The sequence below is a fragment of the Streptomyces kronopolitis genome, assembly GCF_050953795.1.
Lineage (GTDB): Bacteria > Actinomycetota > Actinomycetes > Streptomycetales > Streptomycetaceae > Streptomyces > Streptomyces kronopolitis_A.
This window is the reverse complement of sequence record NZ_CP191850.1, coordinates 2,469,335-2,491,865: the sequence shown is the minus strand read 5'-3', so window position 1 is coordinate 2,491,865 and position 22,531 is coordinate 2,469,335. Positions and strand designations below refer to the sequence as shown.

At 74.6% G+C, this 22,531-nt stretch carries 19 protein-coding genes and 1 other RNA gene; 11 read left to right on the top strand and 9 right to left on the bottom strand.

Going from position 1 to position 22,531, the window contains the following annotated elements; genetic code table 11:
• Position 1: 1 nt before the first annotated feature.
• A complete protein-coding gene (locus ACQP17_RS10840; RefSeq protein ID WP_433856076.1) occupies positions 2-1,189 on the top strand; it encodes a bifunctional RNase H/acid phosphatase in 1,188 nt (395 codons plus the stop codon).
• Positions 1,190-1,300: 111 nt separating this feature from the next.
• Here the strand turns inward: ACQP17_RS10840 and eda are convergent, their stop codons facing one another.
• Both eda and yaaA read right to left on the bottom strand, forming a co-directional pair.
• Positions 1,301-1,954, bottom strand: coding sequence for a bifunctional 4-hydroxy-2-oxoglutarate aldolase/2-dehydro-3-deoxy-phosphogluconate aldolase (eda, locus tag ACQP17_RS10835; protein WP_433859884.1), 654 nt, complete (start codon positions 1,952-1,954; stop codon positions 1,301-1,303).
• 87 nt (positions 1,955-2,041) lie between these two features.
• Positions 2,042-2,839 carry a peroxide stress protein YaaA gene (gene yaaA / locus ACQP17_RS10830; RefSeq protein WP_433856075.1) on the bottom strand — a complete coding sequence of 266 codons (798 nt, stop codon included), beginning with the start codon at positions 2,837-2,839 and terminating at the stop codon, positions 2,042-2,044.
• Between the two features lie 151 nt (positions 2,840-2,990).
• Between yaaA and ACQP17_RS10825 the strand changes: the two genes are divergently transcribed.
• Positions 2,991-4,475: an RNB domain-containing ribonuclease gene (locus ACQP17_RS10825; RefSeq protein ID WP_433856074.1), complete on the top strand. Its 1,485-nt coding sequence runs from the start codon at positions 2,991-2,993 to the stop codon at positions 4,473-4,475.
• A gap of 16 nt (positions 4,476-4,491) precedes the next feature.
• Here ACQP17_RS10825 and ACQP17_RS10820 read toward each other — a convergent pair whose 3' ends face one another.
• Both ACQP17_RS10820 and ACQP17_RS10815 read right to left on the bottom strand, forming a co-directional pair.
• Complete coding sequence (locus ACQP17_RS10820) at positions 4,492-5,121, bottom strand: hypothetical protein (RefSeq protein WP_433856073.1); 630 nt, start codon at positions 5,119-5,121, stop codon at positions 4,492-4,494.
• A complete protein-coding gene (locus ACQP17_RS10815; RefSeq protein ID WP_433856072.1) occupies positions 5,118-5,930 on the bottom strand; it encodes a MerR family transcriptional regulator in 813 nt (270 codons plus the stop codon). Before ACQP17_RS10815 ends, ACQP17_RS10820 begins: the two co-directional genes overlap by 4 nt.
• 107 nt (positions 5,931-6,037) lie before the next feature.
• Between ACQP17_RS10815 and rnpB the strand changes: the two genes are divergently transcribed.
• The 3 genes from rnpB to ACQP17_RS10800 all read left to right on the top strand — a co-directional run bounded on the left by rnpB (position 6,038) and on the right by ACQP17_RS10800 (position 9,103).
• An RNA gene (gene rnpB, locus ACQP17_RS10810) (RNase P RNA component class A) lies at positions 6,038-6,439 on the top strand.
• A gap of 502 nt (positions 6,440-6,941) precedes the next feature.
• Entirely contained in the window at positions 6,942-7,379 is a 438-nt protein-coding gene (locus ACQP17_RS10805) for a cupin domain-containing protein (RefSeq protein ID WP_433856071.1), read from the top strand.
• 191 nt (positions 7,380-7,570) lie between these two features.
• Positions 7,571-9,103, top strand: a complete 1,533-nt coding sequence (locus ACQP17_RS10800) for a cryptochrome/photolyase family protein (protein ID WP_433859883.1) — start codon at positions 7,571-7,573, stop codon at positions 9,101-9,103.
• A 106-nt stretch (positions 9,104-9,209) separates the two neighbouring features.
• On the opposite strand, the gene ACQP17_RS10795 is transcribed toward ACQP17_RS10800, so the two are convergent.
• On the bottom strand, positions 9,210-9,611 hold the full coding sequence (locus ACQP17_RS10795; RefSeq protein WP_433856070.1) for a hypothetical protein: 402 nt from the start codon (positions 9,609-9,611) through the stop codon (positions 9,210-9,212).
• Positions 9,612-9,830: 219 nt separating this feature from the next.
• On the opposite strand from ACQP17_RS10795, the gene ACQP17_RS10790 reads away from it, so the two are divergent.
• Together ACQP17_RS10790 and ACQP17_RS10785 are read left to right on the top strand one after the other, a co-directional pair.
• Positions 9,831-12,134, top strand: a complete 2,304-nt coding sequence (locus ACQP17_RS10790) for an ATP-binding protein (RefSeq protein ID WP_433856069.1) — start codon at positions 9,831-9,833, stop codon at positions 12,132-12,134.
• A gap of 191 nt (positions 12,135-12,325) precedes the next feature.
• Entirely contained in the window at positions 12,326-13,009 is a 684-nt protein-coding gene (locus tag ACQP17_RS10785; RefSeq protein ID WP_433856068.1) for an alpha/beta fold hydrolase, read from the top strand.
• Positions 13,010-13,088: 79 nt separating this feature from the next.
• Here ACQP17_RS10785 and ACQP17_RS10780 read toward each other — a convergent pair whose 3' ends face one another.
• Positions 13,089-13,433 (bottom strand): hypothetical protein, encoded by a 345-nt coding sequence (locus ACQP17_RS10780; protein WP_433856067.1) that lies wholly within the window; start codon positions 13,431-13,433, stop codon positions 13,089-13,091.
• A gap of 118 nt (positions 13,434-13,551) precedes the next feature.
• Between ACQP17_RS10780 and ACQP17_RS10775 the strand changes: the two genes are divergently transcribed.
• Positions 13,552-14,967: an MFS transporter gene (locus ACQP17_RS10775; RefSeq protein WP_433856066.1), complete on the top strand. Its 1,416-nt coding sequence runs from the start codon at positions 13,552-13,554 to the stop codon at positions 14,965-14,967.
• A 100-nt stretch (positions 14,968-15,067) separates the two neighbouring features.
• The gene (locus tag ACQP17_RS10770) at positions 15,068-16,645 is read left to right on the top strand and encodes a S53 family peptidase (protein WP_433856065.1); all 1,578 of its coding nucleotides are present in this window, start codon (positions 15,068-15,070) and stop codon (positions 16,643-16,645) included.
• An 82-nt stretch (positions 16,646-16,727) separates the two neighbouring features.
• Here ACQP17_RS10770 and ACQP17_RS10765 read toward each other — a convergent pair whose 3' ends face one another.
• The 3 genes from ACQP17_RS10765 to ACQP17_RS10755 form a co-directional block, all read right to left on the bottom strand.
• Positions 16,728-17,756, bottom strand: a complete 1,029-nt coding sequence (locus tag ACQP17_RS10765) for a trypsin-like serine peptidase (protein ID WP_433856064.1) — start codon at positions 17,754-17,756, stop codon at positions 16,728-16,730.
• Between the two features lie 223 nt (positions 17,757-17,979).
• On the bottom strand, positions 17,980-18,915 hold the full coding sequence (locus ACQP17_RS10760; protein WP_433856063.1) for an SDR family oxidoreductase: 936 nt from the start codon (positions 18,913-18,915) through the stop codon (positions 17,980-17,982).
• A gap of 40 nt (positions 18,916-18,955) precedes the next feature.
• Positions 18,956-19,876, bottom strand: a complete 921-nt coding sequence (locus tag ACQP17_RS10755) for a DUF4429 domain-containing protein (RefSeq protein ID WP_433856062.1) — start codon at positions 19,874-19,876, stop codon at positions 18,956-18,958.
• 200 nt (positions 19,877-20,076) lie between these two features.
• On the opposite strand from ACQP17_RS10755, the gene ACQP17_RS10750 reads away from it, so the two are divergent.
• Together ACQP17_RS10750 and ACQP17_RS10745 are read left to right on the top strand one after the other, a co-directional pair.
• Entirely contained in the window at positions 20,077-21,396 is a 1,320-nt protein-coding gene (locus ACQP17_RS10750; protein ID WP_433856061.1) for a multidrug effflux MFS transporter, read from the top strand.
• Between the two features lie 77 nt (positions 21,397-21,473).
• The gene (locus ACQP17_RS10745; protein WP_433856060.1) at positions 21,474-22,529 is read left to right on the top strand and encodes a serine hydrolase domain-containing protein; all 1,056 of its coding nucleotides are present in this window, start codon (positions 21,474-21,476) and stop codon (positions 22,527-22,529) included.
• The last annotated feature ends 2 nt before the right edge of the window (positions 22,530-22,531 follow it).

The following is a 22,531-nucleotide window of genomic DNA, read 5'->3' as shown; positions in this document are numbered from 1 at the left end:
CATGGCCCGCACCCTGATCGTCGAGGCGGACGGCGGCTCCCGGGGCAACCCGGGGCCGGCCGGCTACGGCGCGGTGGTCCTCGACCCGAAGACCGGTGAAGCGCTCGCCGAGGCCGCCGAGTTCATCGGTACGGCGACCAACAACGTCGCCGAGTACAAGGGCCTGGTGGCCGGTCTGCGGGCGGCGCACGCCCTGGACCCCGAGGCGGACATCCGGGTGCGGATGGACTCCAAGCTCGTCGTCGAGCAGATGTCGGGGCGCTGGAAGATCAAGCACCCGGACATGAAGCCGCTGGCGGCCGAGGCCGGTTCGGTCTTCCCGGCCGAGCGGGTGTCGTACGAGTGGATCCCCCGCGCACGGAACAAGCACGCCGACCGGCTCGCCAACGAGGCGATGGACGCCGGGAAGGCGGGCCGGCAGTGGGAGCCGCGGGACTCCCGGGCGGCGCTGGCGGCCGGCGCCGGGGCCACCGCCCGCAGCGCCGCGGCCCAGGCCGCCGACGCCGCCGCGGAGGCGGCCGACGAGGCGCCGGAGGCACCCTCGGCCGGCTGGGGCCCCGACCTCGGCCCGCCCGCCACCTTCGTCCTGCTGCGGCACGGCGAGACCGCCCTCACCCCCGAGAAGCGCTTCTCCGGCAGCGGCGGCACCGACCCCGAACTCTCCGCCGCCGGACGCCGCCAGGCCGAGGCGACCGCCGCCGCGCTCGCCGCCCGCGGCACGATCGAGGCCGTCGTCAGCTCCCCGCTGCGGCGCTGCCGGGAGACCGCCGAGGCGGTCGCTGCCCGGCTCGGTCTGGAGGTCCGGATCGAGGAGGGCCTGCGGGAAACGGACTTCGGGGCGTGGGAGGGGCTGACCTTCGCCGAGGTGCGCGAGCGCCATTCCGAGGACCTCGACGCCTGGCTCGCCTCCGCGAAGGCGGAGCCCACCGGCGGCGGCGAGTCCTTCGCCGCGGTCGCCCGGCGGGTCGCCGTCGTCCGGGACAAGCTGCTGGCCCGGTACGCGGGCCGCACGGTGCTGCTGGTCACGCACGTCACGCCGGTCAAGACGCTGGTCCGGCTGGCGCTGGGCGCCCCGCCGGAGGCGCTGTTCCGGATGGAGCTCTCCGCCGCGTCCCTGTCGGCCGTCGCCTACTACTCCGACGGCAACGCCTCGGTGCGGCTGCTGAACGAGACGGCGCATCTGCGGTAGCCGGCACCTCCGGGACACCGGCCGCCCGCCCCGGGCGGACGCCGTGCGACGCGAAGGGCCCGGCACCTCGGACGACCGAGGTGCCGGGCCCTTCGCCGCTCGCCGGGCCGCTCAGGCCGCCAACGCCGCCGCCTGAGCGGCGAGTTGGCGCACCCGGCCCCAGTCCTTGGCGGCCCTCGCCGCGGCCGGCAGCATCCAGGAGCCGCCGACGCAGCCGACGTTCGGCAGCGCCAGGTAGACAGGTGCCGACGCCGGGCCGATCCCGCCGGTCGGGCAGAACCGGGCCTGCGGCAGCGGCGCGGCCAGCGAGGCCAGATAGGCGGTGCCGCCCGCCGCCTCGGCCGGGAAGAACTTCATCTCGGTGACGCCCTCCTCCAGCAGGGTCACCACCTCCGAGGCCGTAGAGACGCCCGGCAGGAACGGCACGCCCGAGTCGCGCATCGCCCCCAGCAGCCGGGGCGAGAACCCGGGACTCACCAGGAAGCGGGCGCCGGCCGCGCGGGCCGCTCCGGCCTGCGCGGGGGTCAGCACGGTGCCCGCGCCCGGCACCGCCCCGGGGACCTCCTCGGCGATGGCGCGCAGCGCGTCCAGCGCGGCGGGCGTCCGCAGCGTCACCTCGATCGCGGGCAGCCCGCCCGCGACGAGCGCCCGGGCGAGCGGCACGGCGTCCGCCACGTCGTGGAGCACCACGACCGGGAGGACGGGTGCGAGCCCGAGCACCGACGGGGGAGCGGGGGAGGCGGCGTCGCTGGTCACGCCGCCCATGGTGCGCGGGCCGCCCACTCTCCGCAATGAGCGTTGCGCATGTTGCAACCACGGGGATCTCCAGGCCGGGTTCCCGGTCCTCCGCGCCTACAGCTCCGTGACGATCACATCGACGGCCCAGGCCTTCCCGCGCTTCTCCGGAGCCTGCGCCTCCACCGTGTAACCCAGCTCCCGCAGCGCCTCCACCAGCTCCGCCGGGCCGTCCGGCGCGCGCCCCGACGTCAGCAGGTCCCGCACCAGCCGCCCCTTGGTCGCCTTGTTGAAGTGGCTGACCACCGTCCGCTTCTCCACCCCGGCCACGATCCGGGACTGCAGCACCCGCACCGTCGCGGTCCGCCCGGCCACCTCGCCCTTGGGCTTCCATGCCGTCGCATACGCCGCCGACCGCAGATCCAGCACCAGCCCGTCCCCGGCCGCCGCCGGCAGCACCTCGGCCATCGGCGCCCGCCAGAACGCGCCCAGCGCGCCCAGGCCCGGCAGCTTCACCCCCATCGAGCAGCGGTAGGACGGAATCCGGTCGCCCACCCCGACGGCGCCCCACAGCCCCGAGAACACCAGCAGCGAGCGCCGGGCCCGCCGCCGTGCCGCCGCGTCCAGCGACGCCAGCCCGAGCGCGTCGTAGAGCACCCCGGTGTAGATCTCCCCGGCCGGCCGGGCCCCCGCGGTCCGCAGCCCCGCGTTCTTGGCGACCTCGCCCTTGAGGCCCTCGCTGAGCCCGAGCACCTCCTGCGCCTTGGTCTCGTCCGCGGCGCACAGCTCGACGAGTTCCGCGAGCACTTCCTCGCGCGCGGCGGTCAGCCCCGGCAGCGACAGCGCCCCGGTGTCCAGCGGCGCCCCCCTGCCTCCCGCGGCCTTCCCTTCGGACGGCGGCAACAGCACGAGCACGGTGTCTCTCCTTCACGGTGGTACGGGCGGGGCGCGGCCCCGGGAAAGCGTATGGCCTGCGGCGGCCCGGCCGGGAACCCGCGCGGCCGCCGGGCACCGGGCGTCACCGCACGCCGCGCCGGGAGCGGCCGCCCGCCATACGCTCGGTTCCATGCCCCGTCTCCACATGCACGTGACCGACGCAGCCGAGTCCCCGCTGCGGCTGGCCCTGCACGAGCTGCGCGGACGGCTGGAGACCCCGGACCACTTCCCGCCCACGGCGCAGGCCGAGGCGGAGAGCGCCGCCCGCGCCCCGCGGATCCCGGCCGCCGACGGCGCGGTGACGGGCGAGCACACCCTGGAGGACGCCACCGACCTCCCGCTCTTCACCCTCGACCCGCCCGGCTCGCTCGATCTCGATCAGGCGATGTCCCTCGCGCGCCGCCCCGGCGGCGGCTACCGCGTCCACTACGCCATCGCCGACGTTGCCGCCTTCGTAACCCCCGGCGGCGCCCTGGACGCCGAGGCCCACCACCGGGTGACCACCCTCTACTTCCCCGACGAGCGGGTCCCGCTGCACCCGCCCGTGCTGAGCGAGGGCGCGGCCGGCCTGCTGCCCGACCGGGACCGCCCGGCCGTCCTGTGGCAGCTCGACCTCGACGCGGACGGCGCCCCGGCCGGCGCCCGGGTGCGCCGCGCCCTGGTCCGCTCCCGCGCCAGGCTGGACCACGCCGCCGTGCAGAAGGTCCTGGACGACGGGACGGCCGAGGAGCCGCTCGCACTGCTCCGCGAGATCGGGCTGCGGCGCGAGGAGCAGGAGGTCGCCCGGGGCGCGATCTCCCTGAACGTCCCCGAGCAGGAGATCGTCGAGGACGGCGGCAGCTACCGCCTCGCCTACCGCGCCCCGCTCCCGGCCTACGGCTGGAACGCGCAGATCTCCCTGCTCACCGGCATGGCGGCGGCCGAGCTGATGCTGTCCGCCGGCACCGGCATCCTGCGCACCCTGCCCTCCGCCCCGGACGGCTCGGTCGCCCGGCTGCGGCTGACCGCCCGGGCGCTCGGCGTCGACTGGCCGCACCACACCTCGTACGCGGCGCTGCTGCGCACCCTCGACCCGCGCCGGCCCGCCCACGCCGCGTTCCTCCAGGACTGCACCGCGCTGCTGCGGGGCGCCGGCTACACCGCCTTCGACGGCACCCCACCCCCGGCGTCCGAGGCCCTGCACGCCGCCGTCGCCGCCCCGTACGCGCACGCCACCGCGCCGCTGCGGCGGCTGGTCGACCGCTACACCTCCGAACTGTGCCTGGCCGCCTCGGCCGGCACCGAGCCGCCCGCCTGGGTCCGCGGCGCGCTGGCCGACCTGCCCCGGGAGATGGAGCTGGGCACCCGCCGCGCCCACCGGGTGGAGCGGGCCTGCGTCGACCTCGTCGAGGCGGCGCTGCTGCGGGACCGGGTGGGGGAGGTCTTCGAGGGCCTGGTGGTCGAGATCCAGGAGAAGGACCCCACCCAGGGCACCGTCCACCTCGTCGACCCGGCCGTCATCGGCCCGGTCGAAGCCGCCCCGGAAGGCCCCGCGCTGCCGCTGGGCCGCCGTATCCCGGTCCGCCTCGCCGAGGCCGATCCGGGCCACCGCCCGGTCCGCTTCACGGCCGCGTGACGGCCGCACCGCCGGCTCACGCCGCGTCCCCGGGGGAGACCTCCCCCGCCACGGCCTCCCGCAGGGCCCGTACCGCCGCCCGCGCGTCGTCCGCATGGAACCGCGCCGTGCGCACCGTCGTCCGGCGCCCCAACAGCCCCTCCAGCACGACCGGTTCGCTCAGCTCGACGGTGACCGAGGTCTGCCCGCCCACCGCGAATTCCGCCACCCCCGCGGCCCCGTCGCCCGCCCGGGTCTCCTCCCTGCCGAACCGCAGGTCGTGGCGGACCGAGGCGATCCGCCCGAGCGGTATCCACAGCTCGCGCCGCGCACCGTCGCGCAGCCGCAGCGCGCCCGCCCCCAGCACATGCGGCCGGGTGACCGCCGCGGCCTGCAGGCCCAGCACCATCAGCACCGTGTAGACATCGAGCACCAGAAGCACCCCGTGGACCACCGGCACGCCGGCCAGCAGCACGCTCAACCCCACGGTCTCCACCACGCACACGAACGTCAGCCCGTAGACGAACGCCGCCTGGGCCGCCGCGTATCCCAAAGCCCGCTCGCCGGGCGCCACCCCGATCCGCCGCCGCGCCACCCACCACAGCAGACTCCGCTGCCACCGCCCCTCGTGGGCGGCCAGCCGCCGCAGCGCGCCCCGCCGGCTCATCGCGCACGCTCCGTGATCAGACGGACCGCCCCGTGCACGGCCGCGGCCTGCGCGGGCGTGAACTGCGCGTGGAACGCCGCCAGAAAGCCCTTCTCCCTCGCGTCCGGCCCGTCCGGCCCGGCCGTCCCCGCGTCCCGGCCGAGCTCCGCGGCCACCGCGTCCGGCACACAGCCGGCCAGCTCCCGCGCGGCCCGCGCCACCCGCGGGTCGTCCGGCGCGGCCCCGGCCAGCTCCTCGAACAGCCCGTACACCTCGTACATCCGCTCCACCGCCCCCGGCTCCGCGACCATCTCGCCCAGCACCTCCGCCGGCCGCCGGTGCCCCGGCTCCCGCCCGGTCGTCTCGAGCAGCGCCAGCACCTCCCGCTCCCGCGCCGCCATGGCGGGCTCCGGGCCGGGGCGGGTGGCCGAGAAGCGGGCCATCTGCCCGAAGACCGCGGCCAGTTCGTCCGAGACGGGCCCCTCGGCGGGCAGCCCGCCGTGCTCCTCGGCCTGCCGCCGCAGGGCGGCCAGCCGCACCCGCCGGGATCGGATCTCCTCCTCCTGCCGGGCCAGGTCCGCATCCAGCTCGGCCAGCACCTCGGCCAGCTCCCGCCCGGAGTCGTCCGCCAGCACGTCGCGCACCTCCTCCAGCCCGAGCCCCAGCTCCACCAGCCGGCGCAGCCGCGCCAGCGCGACCGCGTCCGGCAGCCCGTACTCCCGGTAGCCGTTGGCCCGGCGGGCGGGCTCGGGCAGCAGCCCGAGGTGGTGGTAGTGACGCACCGCGCGGGTGCTGACGCCGACCAGCCCCGCGATCTCCCCGATTCTCATGCGCTCAGTAGAAACGTTGCCGCCGCGGCAAGGTCAAGGGCTTACCGGCCGAACCGGCCGCGGACCGCGGCACCGCCGCCTGCGGGTAGCATGGTCGCCACGGCGGACGAGCCGGCCGGACGGCCGCGTGGGGATCCTGGATCCTCCCGAGGAACGTCCGGGCTCCACAGGGCAGGGTGGTGGGTAACGCCCACCCGGGGTGACCCGCGGGACAGTGCCACAGAAAACAAACCGCCCGTGCCGCAAGGCGCGGGTAAGGGTGAAACGGTGGTGTAAGAGACCACCAGCCTCCGAGGTGACTCGGAGGGCTAGGTAAACCCCACCCGGAGCAAGGTCAAGAGGAGGCATCGGCTGATGCCTCTGCGCGGACGACCGAGGGCTGCCCGCCCGAGTCCGCGGGTAGACCGCACGAGGCTGCCGGCAACGACAGCCCTAGATGGATGGCCGTCTCCCTCCGGCCCGCAAGGCCCGGAGGCGACAGAACCCGGCGTACAGGCCGGTCTCGTCCGCCCCCAGCTGGACTTCGTCTCGAAAGGGCCTCCGACTCGCGTCGGAGGCCCTTTTGGGTTTTCGGGGGCTGACGCCTACCGGCTGACCCGAAATCGCCGCCACACATGAGAGCCGAAAGCCCCGGCCGACTTTGGGTCTTTGGTCCCTGTCTCGGTTGAATGGTTGGCGCCAGAATCATGGAGAAGTAAATCGCTCTTCCCCGGTCGAGGCGCAAACTCGTGCGGGGATGTGTTGTCGGTGAAGCCGCGTTTCTGATGCCGACGTCGGAAGTGAAGCTGCAGCACTCTCCATTTCATTCTGTGAAGAATTTTTCCTGGTGAGGTGCGGATGCTCATGAATTCTGCGCCCGGTCGATCAGGGTGAGCCTTCCTGCCTTCACGTCCTGTTGTTTCGCCGCTACCCCGCAGGTGACCCGCGGTGCCGTCTCGGCGGGCGTCATTCCCGTGGCTCGTTTCCGTGGCCACGTTCTCAGCAATCTTTCTCAGCAAGGATGTCACACCCATGCGAAAAAGCCTCCGAGCCGTATTGATCGGGTCCGCGGTGATCGGCATATCCGTCCCGGCGGGCGCGGCGTATGCGACGCCACCCGGTCCGGGCGTCACCGGAACGACCATTTTCCAGACTACGGTGGGCGGTAAGGATTACATCCTGCGGAAGGTCACCATTCCGCCTGGTCAGAGCACCGGCTGGCACTACCACGACGGCACCCTGTATGGAAAAGTCCAGCAGGGAACTCTGAGCCATTTCGACGCCAGCTGCAAGTCCGACGGGGTCTATGAGGCCGGCGACAGCATCACCGAGCCCAGCGGCTCGAAGAACGTGCACATCGGCCGCAATCTCGGCACCACGCCCATGGTCCTGGAAGTGCTCTACGTCCTTCCTCACGGGGCACCTCTCTCCGAAGACGCACCCAATCCCGGTTGCGGATTTCAGCGCTAGTCACGTCGGTCGCCACTCCGCCGGCAACAGCGGCAGGCCGGCGGGGCAGCAGTGGGACGAAGCCCGCCCGGAGCACCGGGTGGGGCTTCTCCGTGTGTCGACACAACACGCGGTCTCCGGTGACCATGCCGATCCGCTGTGGGGGTGCGGTCAGCCGGGCCGGCGAACTCGGCCGCGCCGGCGGGCACATCGTGGGCAGGCGTAGCAAGGTGGTCGTCGTGACCACTGCGCACTGGCTGTTCGGCGATCAGCTCGGCCCGCATTTCCTCGCCCCGGCCGGGGGCGGTCCCGGGCGGGACGCTCCTGTGGTGCTGATCGAGGCCCGTTCGGTGTTCCGACGGCGGCGCTTTCACCGTGCCAAGGCCCACCTGCTGCTCTCCGCGATGCGCCACCGGGCCGCCGAACTCGGCGACCGCGTCGTCCACGTGCAGGCCGAGACCTACCGCGAGGGACTGCGGAAGGCCACGCACGGCCGGACCGTGACGGTGCACCACCCCACTTCCCACGCCGCTCTCCGCCTGGTGCGCTCCCTGCCGCACGTGCGGATGTTGCCGGCGCGCGGCTTCCTGCTGCCCCAGGAGACGTTCCGCACCTGGGCGGACGCACGCGGCGGCGGCCGTCTGCGGCAGGAGGACTTCTACCGCTGGGTGCGCCGCGAACTGGACCTCCTCATGGACGGCGGCGGCCCGGCGGGCGGGCGGTGGAATCACGATCACGCCAACCGGGAGCCACCGCCCAAGGGTGCCCGCACCCTCGGCGCGCCCGCCCCCTACCGGCCCCGTGAGGACGACGTCGACGAGGAGGTACGAGCCGACCTGGACCGCTGGGAGCGCGAGGACGGCATCCGCTTCGTCGGCCGTGACGGACCGCGGCGCTTTCCCGCCACCCGCCGGGAGGCCCTGGCCGCGTTGCACCGGTTCATCGCTCACCGGCTCGCGGGGTTCGGCCCGCACGAGGACGCGATGCTCGCCGCCGACCCGGTGATGAGCCACAGCCTGCTGTCGTCCTCCCTCAACCTCGGCCTGCTCGATCCCGGCGAGTGCGTGGCCGCTGCCGAGGACGCCTGGCGTGCGGGCCGGGCCCCGGTCAACAGTGTCGAGGGCTTCGTACGGCAGATCGCGGGCTGGCGTGAGTACGTGTGGCAGCTGTACTGGTACTTCGGCGACGACTACCGCCACCGCAACGCCCTGCGCCATCACGCGCCGCTGCCCGAGTGGTTTTGCGAACTCGACGCGGACAGCGTCTCCGCCCGCTGCCTGGCCACCGTCCTCGCCCAGGTGCGGGACACCGGCTGGACGCACCACATCCCGAGGCTGATGCTGGTCGGCAGCTTCGCCCTGCAACGCGGCTGGCATCCGCGGGAAGTGACCGACTGGTTCCACCGCTGCTTCGTCGACGGATACGACTGGGTGATGCTGCCCAATGTCACCGGCATGTCCCAGTACGCCGACGGCGGCCGGATGACCACCAAGCCGTACACCTCGGGCGGCGCCTACATCCACCGGATGAGCGATCTGTGCGCCGGCTGCGCCTACCGCCCCTCGGACCGCACCGGGCAGCGGGCCTGCCCGTACACCACCGGCTACTGGTCGTTCACCCAGCGGCACCGCGCGTTGCTCGCCGGCAACCAGCGCACCGCGCGCACCGTGCGGGGCCTCGATCGCCTCGGTGACCTGGACGAAGTGCTCCGCGCCGACCGCCGGTGGGACGCGGGGCCGCCCTGACCGGCCAGCCCCCGGCGGACAGCCCCCGGCGGACCGCACCCGGCGTACCGGCCGACGCGTCCGCCGCCCGACTCCCCGGGCCGGGCGTGCTCTCCGTCCGGCGCCGTCAGGCGGGGAGCCCCGCCCGTTCGGCGGGCCGGTGGGGGCCGGCGGCCGCGGTCGGGAACCTGCTGGGGGAGGGGAGTTCCCGCACCTGGCAGCCGAAGCTGCGGATGCCCTCGGCGAGGGCGCGGGCTTCGTTGTCGTGGAGGGAGAACACGAAGGGCCCGGGGATGAGCAGCACCTGATAGCCGCCGTCGGCGGTGTGCCGCAGGAGTCGTTCGAAGGCGGGGCGGGGGCCGAGCGAGCGGGCGCCGTTGTCCAGATAGACGGCCGGCTCGCCCAGGCCGAGCCGGCGGGCGTAGCGGCGCAGCTCCTCCTGATGGCTTCCCATGTGCCAGCGGTCGTAGGGGTAGCAGCGCAGGTACATCGCCGTCCGCCCCGCCGGGCCGCGGTGATGAGCACACATGTCGGCACCTCCGGCTTTACCAGATGTCGTCGTCCCTCCATAGGACTCCCCGGGGCCGGGGAAGGGAACCAGGGAAATACCCAGACCACTACCTGAAGCGCTCTTACGCGCAGCGCCCCCACCTGCCCTTTGGTGGCGCGGGCCGTCGGCCGCCCGGGGGGTGCGCGGCTGCCGGTGACGGCGGTTGCCCGGTCCCCGGGGGGCGTCTAGCGTGCGGGTATGGGCGGTCGTGTCGGGCAGGCGGGGGTGTTGCCCGCCGAGGTGAACCGGTTCATCGGGCGCCGGCAGGAGGTGTCCCGGGCCAGGGCGCTGATGTCGCGGGGGCGGCTGGTGACCCTGACCGGTCCGGGCGGGATCGGGAAGACCCGGCTGGCGCTGCGGATGGCCGCCGAGGTGCGGCGGTCCTTCCCCGGTGGCGTGTGGCTGGTGGAGCTGGCCGCGCTGGAGGACGGGGACCAGCTCGCCCAGACCGTTGCCGCGCGGCTCCGGCTCGGCAACGAGGCGATGCGTGACCCGCTGGCGACGCTGGTGGACCATGTGGCCGATCAGCGGCTGCTGTTGGTGCTGGACAACTGCGAACACGTGCTGGACGCCTGCGCGGAGCTGGTCGCCACCCTGCTGCGCGCGGCCCCGGACGTACAGGTGCTGACGACGAGCCGCCAGACGCTGGGCGTGGGCGGGGAGTGCGTGTTCCCGGTACCGCCGCTGGCGCTGTCCGGGGACGGCGAGTTCCCCGAACGGAGCGAGGCGGTGGCGCTGTTCGCCGACCGGGCGGCCGCGGTGCGCCCGGATTTCGCACTCACCGCGCGGAAGGCCGCGGTGGTGGAGGAGATCTGCCGCCGGCTGGACGGCGTTCCGCTGGCGATCGAGCTGGCGGCGGCGCAGCTGCGGGCGCTGTCGCCGGAGGAGATCCTCGGCCGGCTCGACGACCGGTTCAAGATGCTCACGGCGGGCTCCCGGGCGGCGCTGCCGCGGCAGCGGACCCTGCGGGCGGCGATCGACTGGAGCCACGACCTGTGTACGAGCCAGGAACGCCTGCTGTGGTCGAGGCTGTCGGTGTTCTCCGGCAGCTTCGATCTGGACGCCGTCGACGCGATCTGTACCGGAGCGGGCCTGGAACAGGACCAGGTGCTCGGCGTGCTCGTCGGCCTGGTGGACAAGTCGGTGCTGGCCTGCGAGGAGCGCGGGGCGCGGATGCGCTACTGGCTGCTGGACACGCTGCGCGCGTACGGCAGGGAGCAGCTGGCCGCGTCGGGTGAGGAACACGCGCTGCGCGAGCGGCACCGCGACCACTACCTGCGGGTGGCGGAGCAGGCCGAGGCCGCGTGGTTCGGCCCGGACCAGATGGGCTGGTTCACGCGGCTGCGGAGGGAACACCCGCACTTCCGCTCGGCGCTGGAGTTCTGTGCGCAGGAGCCCGGACCGGCCACTCCGGCGCTGACGCTGGCGGCCTCGATGTGGATCCACCGGCTCGGCTTCGGCTCCTTCAACGAGGGCCGCCGGTGGCTCGGCCGCGCCCTCGCCCGTGACGAGGAGACGAGTCCGCTGCGGGTCAAGGCCCTCTTCGTCGACGGGCTGCTGGCCGTGCTGCAGGGCGACATCGACGCGGCGCAGTCGCGGGTGGCACAGTGCCGGGCGCTCCTGCCCGCCCTGGGCGACGACCCGGATCTGTGCCGCCTGACGGTGACGCTGGACGGACTCGTGGCGCTCTTCGAGGGCGACTTCCCCCGGGCCGTCGCGCTGCTGGAGGACGCCCTCGCACGTCACCAGGCCGCCGGCGACGCGGGCAACGCGGCCGTCATCTCCTTCATGCTCACCACCGCCTGCGTCAATCTCGACGACCCCGCCGCCACCGCGCACGCCGAGCGGTGCCTGGAACTGTGCGAGGCCCACGACGCGCAGTGGTCGCGGACGCACGCGCTCTGGGTCCTGGGGCTGGACCACTTCCGCTGCGGCCGCCACGAGCGGGCCGGCACGCTGGTGCGGCAGGCGCTGCGGGACAAGCCGCTGTCCTACGACCAGTGGGGTGTGGCGCAGTGCCTGGAGGTGCTGGGCTGGTGCGCGGCCGCGGCGGGGCGCGGTGAACGGGCCGCCACGCTGCTGGGTGCCGCCGGGGCGACCTGGGAGGTCGCCGGGTCCGCGCTCACCGGGCTCGGTCATCTGCAGGCCGGGCACGAGCGGTGCGCGTCCGCACTGCGCGCCGAGCTGGGCGACACCGCGTTCGCGGCAGCCGTCCTGGCCGGGCAGCAGCTCACGCTGGAACAGTCCGTCGCCCACGCCCTGGAGGAATCCCCCGCTCCCGGGCCGCCGCCGGCCCCGCAGGAGACGCCGGCGCGGCTGACCCGCCGCGAGAGCGAGGTCGCCGCTCTGGTCGCCGAGGGCAGGACCAACAAGGAGATCGCCGCCGAGCTGACCATCTCCCGGCGCACCGCCGAAGGCCACGTCGAGCACATCCTGACCAAGCTCGGCTTCACCTCACGCGCCCAGATCGCCGCCTGGGCCGCCAGGAACCACACCGGCTGACCGTCGGCCGGCGGCCGGCCGCCGCGCGTGCGGACACCCGCCCGGGGTGCGGTGCCGGCGGCGAACCGTGCGCAAACCTCACGGGGATTCCGTGATTTCCGGCCGTCCCCCGTCCGCCAGCCTTGGTCCCGGAAGGCTTCGCCGGCCGGCACACACCGCGGCCGGACACCGATCGAGCACAGGGGTTGAGCGTGGTGGCGGACATCGTGGTGGTACACGGGCTGTGGGCCGACGGGTCGAGCTGGAGCGAGGTGATCCCGCTCCTGCACGCCGCCGGGCACCGGGTGCACGCCGTGCAACTGCCGCTGACCTCCGTGGAGGAGGACGTGGCCTGCACCCGGCAGACGGTGGACCGGCTGCCGGGGCCGGTCGTGCTGGCCGGCTGGTCCTACGGCGGCGCGGTCCTCACCGACGCCGCCCACGGCGCGCCGAACGTGTCCGCCCTGGTGTACGTGGCGGCCTTCGCCCCCGAGAAGGGTGAGTGCGGCAACGACATCCTGGCCCGGTTCCCCTCGGGTGTCGGCGAGGCGGTCCAACTGGACGAGCAGGGGCGGATGTGGCTCGATCCCGCGCGCTACCGGCAGGTGTTCGCGGCTGACCTCCACGCCTCCCGCGCCGCCATGCTGGCCAGTGTGCAGAAGCCGGCCGCCCCGGCGTGCTTCTCCACCCCGTCCGGCGAGCCGGCCTGGCGCACGATCCCGTCCTGGTACCTGGTCGCCGAGAACGACGAGGCGCTGCCGCCCGCCGCGCAGCGGTGGATGGCCGAGCGGATGGGGGCGTCCCTCACCTCCGTGGCGGCGAGCCACGCGGTGCCGCTCTCCCGCCCGGAGCGCGTCGCTGACGTGATCGCCGCGGCCGCGGCGGCCGGCTGCTGAGCACGGCGCCGGGGGCCTCGCGGACGACGTGACGGCTCCCGAAGACCGCGGGGCCGGGGCACGGCACCGCCGCCCGCCCTCACCGCTCCAGCTGCCGGACCTGCCCCACCGCCTGCAGGGCCGCCCCGACCTGCACCACCCCGAGATCCACGACGACCTGACCGTCCTTGGGTACCCCGCGCTCCGTGACCGCGGAACCGATCAGCGCCAGCTCGGCCGCCATGTCCCGCAACGCGAACTCCTCGACGGTCTCCTCGCCGACGACCCCCAGCTCGTCCCGCTCCCACGCCGCCACAGCGGCCTCGGCGACCTCCCGCGACAGCGTCACCCGCACCCGGGACACCTGCCCCGCCAACTGCCGCCCCACCTCCGCCAGAACCTGAGCATCCTGCCGATATCGTACGTATTCCTCGCTTACGTGCATCAGCCGACCATACCGAGTCAGGTGTTCCTCACCGCGCAGCCGCGTGCGTCCGGAGGTGCGCCGGGACCGGGCGCCGAGGGCCTCGGCCGGCCGGCAACGGGTTCCCCAGGAGCGCACCTTGCTTTCGTCGCCTACGGATCTCTCGCTGTCCCGCAAGCGATGCGTCCTTGCCGCCATGGGGTGCGCCGGGGGAATGGTCCTCCTCGACGAGACGGTGGTCGCGGTGGCCCTCGACCCGATGGCGCGAGGTCTGGGCATGACCACGTCCGCCATGCACCGGGTGGTGCTGGTCTACGCCTTGTCGCTGGCCGCGCTGGTGCCCGTCGGCGGCATGGCGGCGCGCAGGTTCGGTCTCCTCGCGGTGTTCCGGTCCGGGGCCGTGCTGTTCTCCCTCGCCTCGGGGTGCTGCGGACTCACGCCGGGCGGCGGGCTCGCCGAACCGCTCCTCCTGGCGGCGAGAGCGGCTCAGGGGGCGGGGGCCGCGTTGATGCTCCCCGTCGCCACGACGGTGATCACCGATGTCTACGCGGAACGCGAGCGCGGCAGGGCGCTGGCCACCTACGCCGGTCTGGCCCAGACGTTCTTCGTGGTGGGGCCCCTGGCGGGCGCCGCGCTGACGCAGTTCTTCGGGTGGCGCGCCATCTTCCTGATCAACATCCCCCTCGGGGGAGCGGTCCTGTGGACGCTCGCCAGGGCCCGGCTGAGCGAGCGGGCCCCCGGGGAGCCGCTCCGTTTCCTGCAGCCGGTCCTGATGACCGTGGCACTGGTCGTGCTCGTCTTCGCCCTCTACCAGAGCGGCATCTGGGGTCTCGGCGCGCGAACGGTCCCCGCCCTGGCCTTCGGTGTGCTGCTGCTGGCCGTCTCGGTCCTGGTCATCGCCGGGTCCGACCGCCCCGTGCTCCGTTTCGGCCTGCTGCGCAACCCCACCTACGCCGTGGCCGTGGCGGTCACCTTCCTGGTCCGGGCCGCTCAATTCCCCGTGCTGGTGCACGGAGCCGTCTACCTGCGCCAGGCCCTGCGCCTGACGGTGCTCGGCGCGGGCGTGTCCCTGCTTCCCTTCGTCTCCGCCCTCGCGGTGGGCACGTTCGCCTCCGGGTATCTCCTGGAGCTCTGCCGCTCGGTCCGCGTGCCCGTCCTGTGGGGGGTGGCGGGCGCCACCCTGGGGACCGCAGGCTGGGCGGCCGCCCTTCCCGGGGGCGTGTATTCCTGGCAGGTGCCCGGGATGATCGTCGCCGGGCTCGGGATGGGGCTGCCCATCCCCGCGCTGAGTGCGGACATGATGAGTGCCGTGTCCGCCGAGGAGCGTGCGGACGCCTCTGTCCTGCGGCAAACCCTGCGGCAGTTGGGCGGGGCGTTCGGGCTGGCCGCGGCCGGTGCGCTCGTCCTGTCGGCCAACGACCCGGCGTCCAACGCCGTGGGTACCGTCAGGGCTTCGGCGACGCTCCACGGATTCGTCTTCGCGAGCGTCGTGCTGGGCGTCACCTTCGTCCTGGCCGCCCTCAAGCTGCCACGGAAGGGCACCGGCCTCCCGTGAGCGCGCGCCGCACCCGGGGCCCGCGGCTCGGTGTGCCGCTCCCCGGAGGTCGAGTTCCCCGGCGTGCACCCCCCGCGCCGCCGGGTCGATAATTTATGCCATGAACGAGCGATTTGTTCCGGTGCCCGGGAGTGAGCGCTCGGTTGCGCACCGGGTGCGGCCGGCGGGGGTGCTCGACGGTTCGATGGCCGTCGAGGCCACCGTGGTGCTGCGACGCAGGGCCGAGGTGCCCGAGGGGCTGATCACGGGGCCGGAGACGGTGTCGCGGGACGAGCTGGCGCGGAGATACGGGGCGCGGGCGGCCGACGCCGAGCTGGTGCGGGAGGCGCTGGAACGCCTCGGGGTGCGGGTGACGGCGGTCGATCTCGCCTCCCGCCGGGTCACGGTGACCGGGACGGCGGACGAGATGGCCGCGGCGTTCCGGACCCGGCTGGTCCGTGCGGCCAGCCCCGATCCCACCGGGGGCGAGCCCGTCGCGCACCGCCACCGTGAGGGCCCGCTTCAGGTGCCCGCCGAACTGGCGGGCGTGGTCGTCGCGGTGCTCGGACTGGACGACCGGCCGCAGGCCCGTCCCCATCTGCGGCGGGCCCGGGCGAGGGCGCACCGGATCTCCTACAAGCCGTCGCAGCTGGCGGAGGTGTACCACTTCCCGCCCGGGACCGACGGCAGCGGCCGGACCCTGGCGATCATCGAACTCGGCGGCGGCTTCGCCGACTCCGAGCTGGACACCTACTTCGCCTCGCTCGGCCTGCCGACGGCCCCCCGGGTGACCGCCGTGCACATCGGGACCGCCCGCAACGTGCCGGGCCGGGCCCCCGACGGCGCCGACGGGGAGGTGCTGCTGGACATCGAGGTCGCGGGCGCGCTGGCGCCCGGCGCCGAGCAGAAGGTGTACTTCGCGCACAACACCGACCAGGGCTTCGCCGACGCGCTGAGCACGGCCGTCCACGACACCCCGACGCCGGCCGCGCTGAGCATCAGCTGGGGAGCCGCCGAGCCGTTCTGGACCGACCAGGCCCGCGCGGTCATCGACGAGGCGTTCGCCGACGCCGCGGCGCTCGGGGTGACCGTCTGCGCCGCGGCCGGGGACAACGGCAGCGGGGACGGCGTCGGCGACGGCCTGCCGCACACCGACTTCCCGGCCTCCAGCCCGCACGCGCTGGCCTGCGGCGGCACCCGGCTGGACGCCGACCCGGCCACCGGCCATGTGCGCCACGAGCGGGTGTGGGGCGGCAGCGCCGCGGGCGGTGCCACCGGCGGCGGGGTCAGCGCGGCGTTCGGTCTGCCGGCCTGGCAGACCACCGCCGGCGTGCCGCACGACGGGAGCCCGCCGGGCCGCGGCGTACCGGACGTGTCGGGCGTCGCCGATCCGGCCACCGGCTACCAGGTGCTGGTCGACGGTCACCGCTCGGTGATCGGTGGCACCAGCGCGGTGGCTCCCCTCTGGGCGGCCCTGACCTGCCGGCTGGCGCAGTCGCTCGGCCGCCCGCTGGGCATGCTCCACCCCCTGCTGTACGCGGGTTCCCGGCCGGGCCGCACCACACGCGGCTTCCGCGAGATCATCGACGGCACCAACGGAGAGTTCAGCGCCGCCCCCGGCTGGAACCCCTGCACCGGCCTCGGGGTCCCCGACGGCACCGAACTGCTCGCCTCGCTGCGGGAGACGGCGCCGCACTGAGAAGGGGAGCGGCGGCCGGATCGGGCCCGCCCGGCGCGGACCGTGCGAAGGGCGCCGGGCGGGAGCGGCAGGCGGGTGCGGGTCAGGTCGTCTGGGCCTGGGTGTAGAGGTTCTTCGCGTCGTCGCCGAAGTACGGGCCGAACATGGTGTTGGCCCAGAACTGGTAGCCGAAGCTGTTCACCGAGGACTGCAGGCCGGCGCCGGTCTTCTCGTCGAACGAGGTGAACCAGGGGCCGCCGCTGGAGCCGCCGGTCATGTTGCAGCCCAGGCCGTGGTCGCCGGAGAACAGTGGGTCCTTGAAGGTGGTGCCGCCGCAGTAGATGAGCTTGCTGCCGTCGTAGGGGGCGGCCGCGGGGAAGCCGAAGGCGTACATCGTGGTGTTGTAGCCGGAGTTGAAGGACAGGCCCTGGCCGCCGACGACATCGGTCAGCTTCTTGCCGTCGAGCGGGGCCACGACCGCGGCACCGACGTCGTAGTTGATGTCCTCGCTCGCCGTCCACTGCGGAGTGGAGAGCGTCTTGGTGGCCGCCCACTTGCCGTACGGGGCCTGGCCGTCGTGGTAGCCGGGGACGAAGACCCAGTCGGTGTGCCAGACGCCGCCGAGCTTCACACAGTGCCCGGCGGTGAGCACGGTGCTCTTGTTGCCACTGGTCACCGCGTCACCGGAGCAGGCGGCCGTGCGGCCCTGGTAGGTGAAGAACACCCGGCCGGTGGTCTTGGTGACCGCGCCGCCGCCGGTCCACGGGCCGCCGGCCTGCGGGAGGGCGCCGGGGCGGGCGGACGCCTTCGGCAGCCGGGGGAGGGTGGGCGCCACCCTGAGCGGGGCGCCGTGCCGGACCGCGGCGGCGGGCCGCTCGGCGGGGGCGGGGAGGTCGAGGGGCTCGGCGGCGCGCATCCGGTCCGCGGTCCAGAAGGCGTCGAGGGCGGCCTGCGGGGCGGGGGAGCGGTGGGTGGGGTGGGCGGGGGCGGCGCCGGCCGGGGCGGCGGGGAGCAGCAGGGCGAGCAGCGTACCGGCGGCCGTCAAGGCGCCCAGGGCGGCCCGGGATCTGCGCACGGGGTGCGGTGCCGGTATGCCCTGAACTGCCGCTGTGCCACGTACGGTTCGTCTCACGCGTAACTCCTTCTGCGGGGGCCGCGCGGCAGCTGCGCGCGGCCGTGGGGGACGGGCCGCGCGAGGGCGGCCCGGCAGACGAGCGGTGCGGATCCGGGGTATCCGGGGTAAGGGTGCCACCGGAGGCGGCAGGAGGGCAGGGGTCGTACACGGATTCGGCGCCCGGACCGGCGCGCCGGCTCAACTTCGCCCGGCGCCCCGCCGATCCTGGCCGAAAGCCGCCTCAACCCCGGCCGATGTAGGGCATGTTCGTGGCCATCACGGTGGCGAACTGCACGTTGGCCTCCAGCGGCAGCGCCGCCATGTGGACGACCGTGCGGGCGACGTCCGCCGCGTCCATCACCGGCTCGACCGCCGGCACGCCGTTGGCCTGCGGGATGCCGGTCTGCATCCGGCCGGTCATCTCGGTCGCCGCGTTGCCGATGTCGAGCTGGCCGCAGGCGATGCCGTACGGACGGCCGTCCAGGGAAAGCGACTTGGTCAGCCCGGTGACCGCGTGCTTGGTCGCGGTGTACGCGATCGAGTCCGGGCGCGGGGTGTGGGCGGAGAGCGAACCGTTGTTGATGATCCGGCCGCCCTGCGGCTCCTGGGTCTTCATCGCGCGGAAGGCGGCCCGGGCGCACAGGAACGCGCCGGTGAGGTTGGTGTCCACCACCGTGCGCCAGTCCTCGTAGGTCAGCTCGTCGAGCGGCACGGCCGGGCCGAAGGTGCCGGCGTTGTTGAAGAGCAGATCGACCCGGCTGAACCGTTCGAGCACCGCCGCGAAGAGGGCGTCGACCTGGTCGGGGCGGGTGACATCGGTCGGCACCGTCATCATCGCGGGGCTCTCGGGGGCCGTCAGGCCCACCAGCCGCGCGGTGTCCGCCAGGGCCTCGGCGCGCCGGCCGGCCAGCACCACCGTCCAGTCGGCCCCGGACAGCGCGTGGGCGACCGCCCGTCCGATGCCGGAGCCGGCGCCGGTGACCACCGCGATCTTCCGGGGTGCCGCCTCGCTCCGCAGGGCGTCGCGGGGCACCGGCTCCGTCTGTGCGTGCTGCCCGGCGCGGGAGGTCGGGGCGGGCAGCGTGGGCCGGTCCGAGGTGGCCGTCCCGCCGACCTGCCCCGCCCGTGCCGTCGGTGTCGCCTGCGGTGCCCGTGCGCGTGGTGTGTGGTGTGCCATGGCGGCAGCGTAAACGGCCGGCCGGCGGCGCCGCGGCAACTCAGCCCGCGGTGTGGAAGCGCGCCAGCACCGCCGCCTTCGCCGCGGTGAACTCCTCCTCGGTGAGCACGCCGTCGCGGCGCAGCTCGCCCAGTTCACGCAGCCGGCGCAGCAGCGTGTCGTGGTCGTCGGCCGCGGCGGGCGCCGCCGCGCCGGACGGGGCGGGCGCCGCCGGGGCCGCCCCCAGGGCCTTGTCCGGACGGGAGGGCGGCGCACCGGCCGACGGGTGCGGCAGCCGCACCGCGACCGCCGCCGCCAGCAGCGCGGTCGTGCCGCTCTCCTTCTTGAAGCCCCACAGCTCCAGGGAGTTGGGGTCCTGATCCGGCGCCGGCTGCCGCGTGGTGCCCCGCGGACGGAAGCGCAGATAGCCCGACTCCAGACCGGAGGGCGCCCGCCACTCCACCGCTTCCAGCTCGGACAGCGTGAAGTCCCGGGGGCCTTCCTTCCGCTTGGTCTCGCTGGTGTTCCAGCGCCACTCCAGACGCAGCCGCTCCCCGTCGAAGCCGGCGATGCCGTCCACCCCGGCGCCCGTCAGCGGCACCGGCGGGCCCGGCAGCAGATAGCGGTCGGCGGGTCCGTCCGGGATCTGCTCCAGCGTCCGGGCCTGCCGCACGGCGTCGACGAAGTACTCGGCGACGTCGACCCGTCCGGGGTCCACCGCCACCTGGTAGGGGTCGGCGTCGTCCGGCAGGCTGCCGCCGGTGACCTGGAGCAGCGGATCCGCGCCCTCCCGCAGCCGCAGTCGCAGCCGGCCGCCCTTGCGGGCCGGTTCGTAGGAGATCCTGGCCACGGCGGCCAGCGGCACCGTGAACTCCCCCATGTCCTGGCGCAGTTTGTGCACCCCGCGCCCGCGCCCCGGCACGATCCGGATGCCGTCGCCGTCGAAGGACCAGGTGCCGTCGCCCACCATCAGTTCCGCCATACCCGAATGCTACGAAGACGGGGCCGGGGCCGCGTTTGTCCGGTGGAGTCCGGTGTGCTCCCCTGCGGGCCACCGCCCCGGCCACCGGTCCCAGGACCGGCGGACGCCGGTCCTCCGCCCAGGGACCGGTCCGGAACCCGCCGTCCGCCGTCCCGCCCGTGCCACCATGGTGCAGCCCTCGATGACCCGTGGAGAGACCCATGACGGAGCCCGGCCCCGGTACGGCCGAGACCAAGGACCTGCCCGCCATAGCCGAGCGGGCCCCGGCAGCACCCGCCGCGGCCCGCCGCACCAGCCTCCTCGTCACCCTCCTCCTCGGCGGACTTTCGGCGGTCCCGCCGCTCTCCATGGACATGTATCTGCCGGCGCTGCCGCAGGTGACCGCCGCCCTGCACAGCCCGGCCGCCACCGTCCAGCTCACCCTCACCACCTGCCTGGCGGGCATGGCCCTGGGGCAGATCATCGTCGGGCCGATGAGCGACAAGTGGGGCCGCCGGCGCCCGCTGCTGGCCGGCATGGTGATCTACGTCCTGGCGACCGCCCTGTGCGCCGTCGCCGGCAACGCCGAAGTCCTCATCGCCTTCCGCCTGTTGCAGGGGCTGGCCGGCGCCGCGGGCATCGTCATCGCCCGGGCCATGGTCCGCGACCTGTACGACGGCGTCGCGATGGCCCGCTTCTTCTCCACCCTGATGCTGATCTCCGGCGTGGCACCGGTCGTCGCGCCCCTCATCGGCGGCCAGATCCTGCGGATCACCGACTGGCGCGGCGTCTTCGTCGTCCTGACCGCCGTCGGGGTGGTGCTCACCCTCGTCGTCTGGCGGCGGCTGGCCGAGACCCTCCCGCCGGAGCGCCGGCACCCCGGCGGCCTCGGCGCGGCCCTGCGCACCATGCGCGATCTGCTCGCCGACCGGGTCTTCGCCGGCTACCTCCTGGTCGGCGCCTTCGCGTTCGCCGCCCTCTTCGCCTACATCTCCGCCTCGCCGTTCGTCGTCCAGGAGATCTACGGCGCCTCCCCGCAGACCTTCAGCCTGCTCTTCGGCCTCAACTCCGTGGGACTGGTCGTGCTCGGCCAGATCAACGGCAAGCTCCTGGTCGGCCGGGTCCGCCTGGACACCGTGCTGGGCACCGGACTGGCCGTGGTCGCGCTCGCCGCGGGTGCGCTGCTCGCGATGTCCTCGGGCCTTTTCGGTCATGTCGGCCTGGCCCCCATGGCCGCCGGCCTCTTCGTCCTCATGGCCGCGATGGGCGTGGTGATGCCGTGCACCAACACCCTGGCCCTGCTGCGTACCCCGCACGCGGCCGGCTCCGCCTCCGCGCTGCTGGGCACCTCCACCTTCCTGCTGGGCTCGGTGGCCTCCCCGCTGGTGGGCATCGCGGGGGAGCGAACGGCCGTACCGATGGCGCTCGTACAGCTCTTGTGCGCCGTCCTGGCGCTCGTCAGCTTCCTGGGACTGTGCCGGCCGTGGCAGCGTAGGGGGGAGAGCACCGCGAGCACGTCCGGCGAGAGGACCAGGCTCTGAACGCACCGAGACTCACCTACGGCACACCGGCCCGGGCGGGGCTCGATCCCGCCTGGGTCGAACGGCTGGTCCGCGGGGTGCGGGCACTGCCCGAGGGCCGCCCGCCCTGGTGTCCCGGCGCGGTGGTGCTGGCCGGCCGCGGCCCGCTCGTCGTCGCCGAGGCCGCCGCGGGCTGGGCGCTGCGCTACCGCGCGTACGACCCGGAGCGGGACCGCGGCATCGACCTGCCGCGCGACCTGTGGGAGCCGATGCGGGTCGGCACCGTCTTCGACCTGGCCTCGCTCAGCAAGCTCTTCACCGCGATCGCGGCGGTCCAGCAGATCGAACGCGGGCGGCTGGCCCTCGACGACGAGGTACGGGCCGACCTGCCCGCCTTCGCCCCCGGCATCACCGTCCGGCAGCTGCTCACCCACACCTCGGGCCTCGCCCCGGAGCTGCCGTTCCACGACCACCGCGGCCGGGACGCCCACCTCGCGCTGCTGTGGGCGGAGGCGGCGTCGCCCGGCGGCCGCCCCGGCGCCGGCCACCGCTACTCCGACCTCAACCTCATCGCCCTCCAGCTCGTCCTGGAGCACCGCACCGGGCACCGGCTGGATACCCTCGTCCACGACGGCATCACCGGCCCGCTCGGCATGTCCAGCACCTCCTACGGCCCGCTGGCCCCGCAGGGCGTGGCGGCCACCGAGGACCAGCGGCGGCCCTGGGCCAAGGCGGACCGCGGGATGGTCCGCGGCGAGGTGCACGACGAGAACGCCTGGGCGCTGGGCGGGGTGGCCGGTCACGCGGGTCTGTTCGCCACCGCCCAGGACCTGGCCGTGCTGTGCCGCACCCTGCTCAACGGCGGCACCTACGGCGCCACCCGCATCCTGGGGCCGGACGCGGTCGCCGCCCTGCTCGACGCGCCCGGCCTCGGCTTCGGCGTCGACCAGCCGTATTTCATGGGCGAGTTGGCGGGCCGCGGCGCGGCCGGCCACACCGGCTTCACCGGCACCAGCCTGGTCCTCGACCGCGCCACCGACACCTTCCTGATCCTGCTCGCCAACACCGTCCACCCCCGCCGCCGCGACGGCGGCAGCGCGCCGCGCGCCGCGGCCGCCACCCGGCTGGCCCGCGCGGTGGCCCGCGGCGGCTGAGC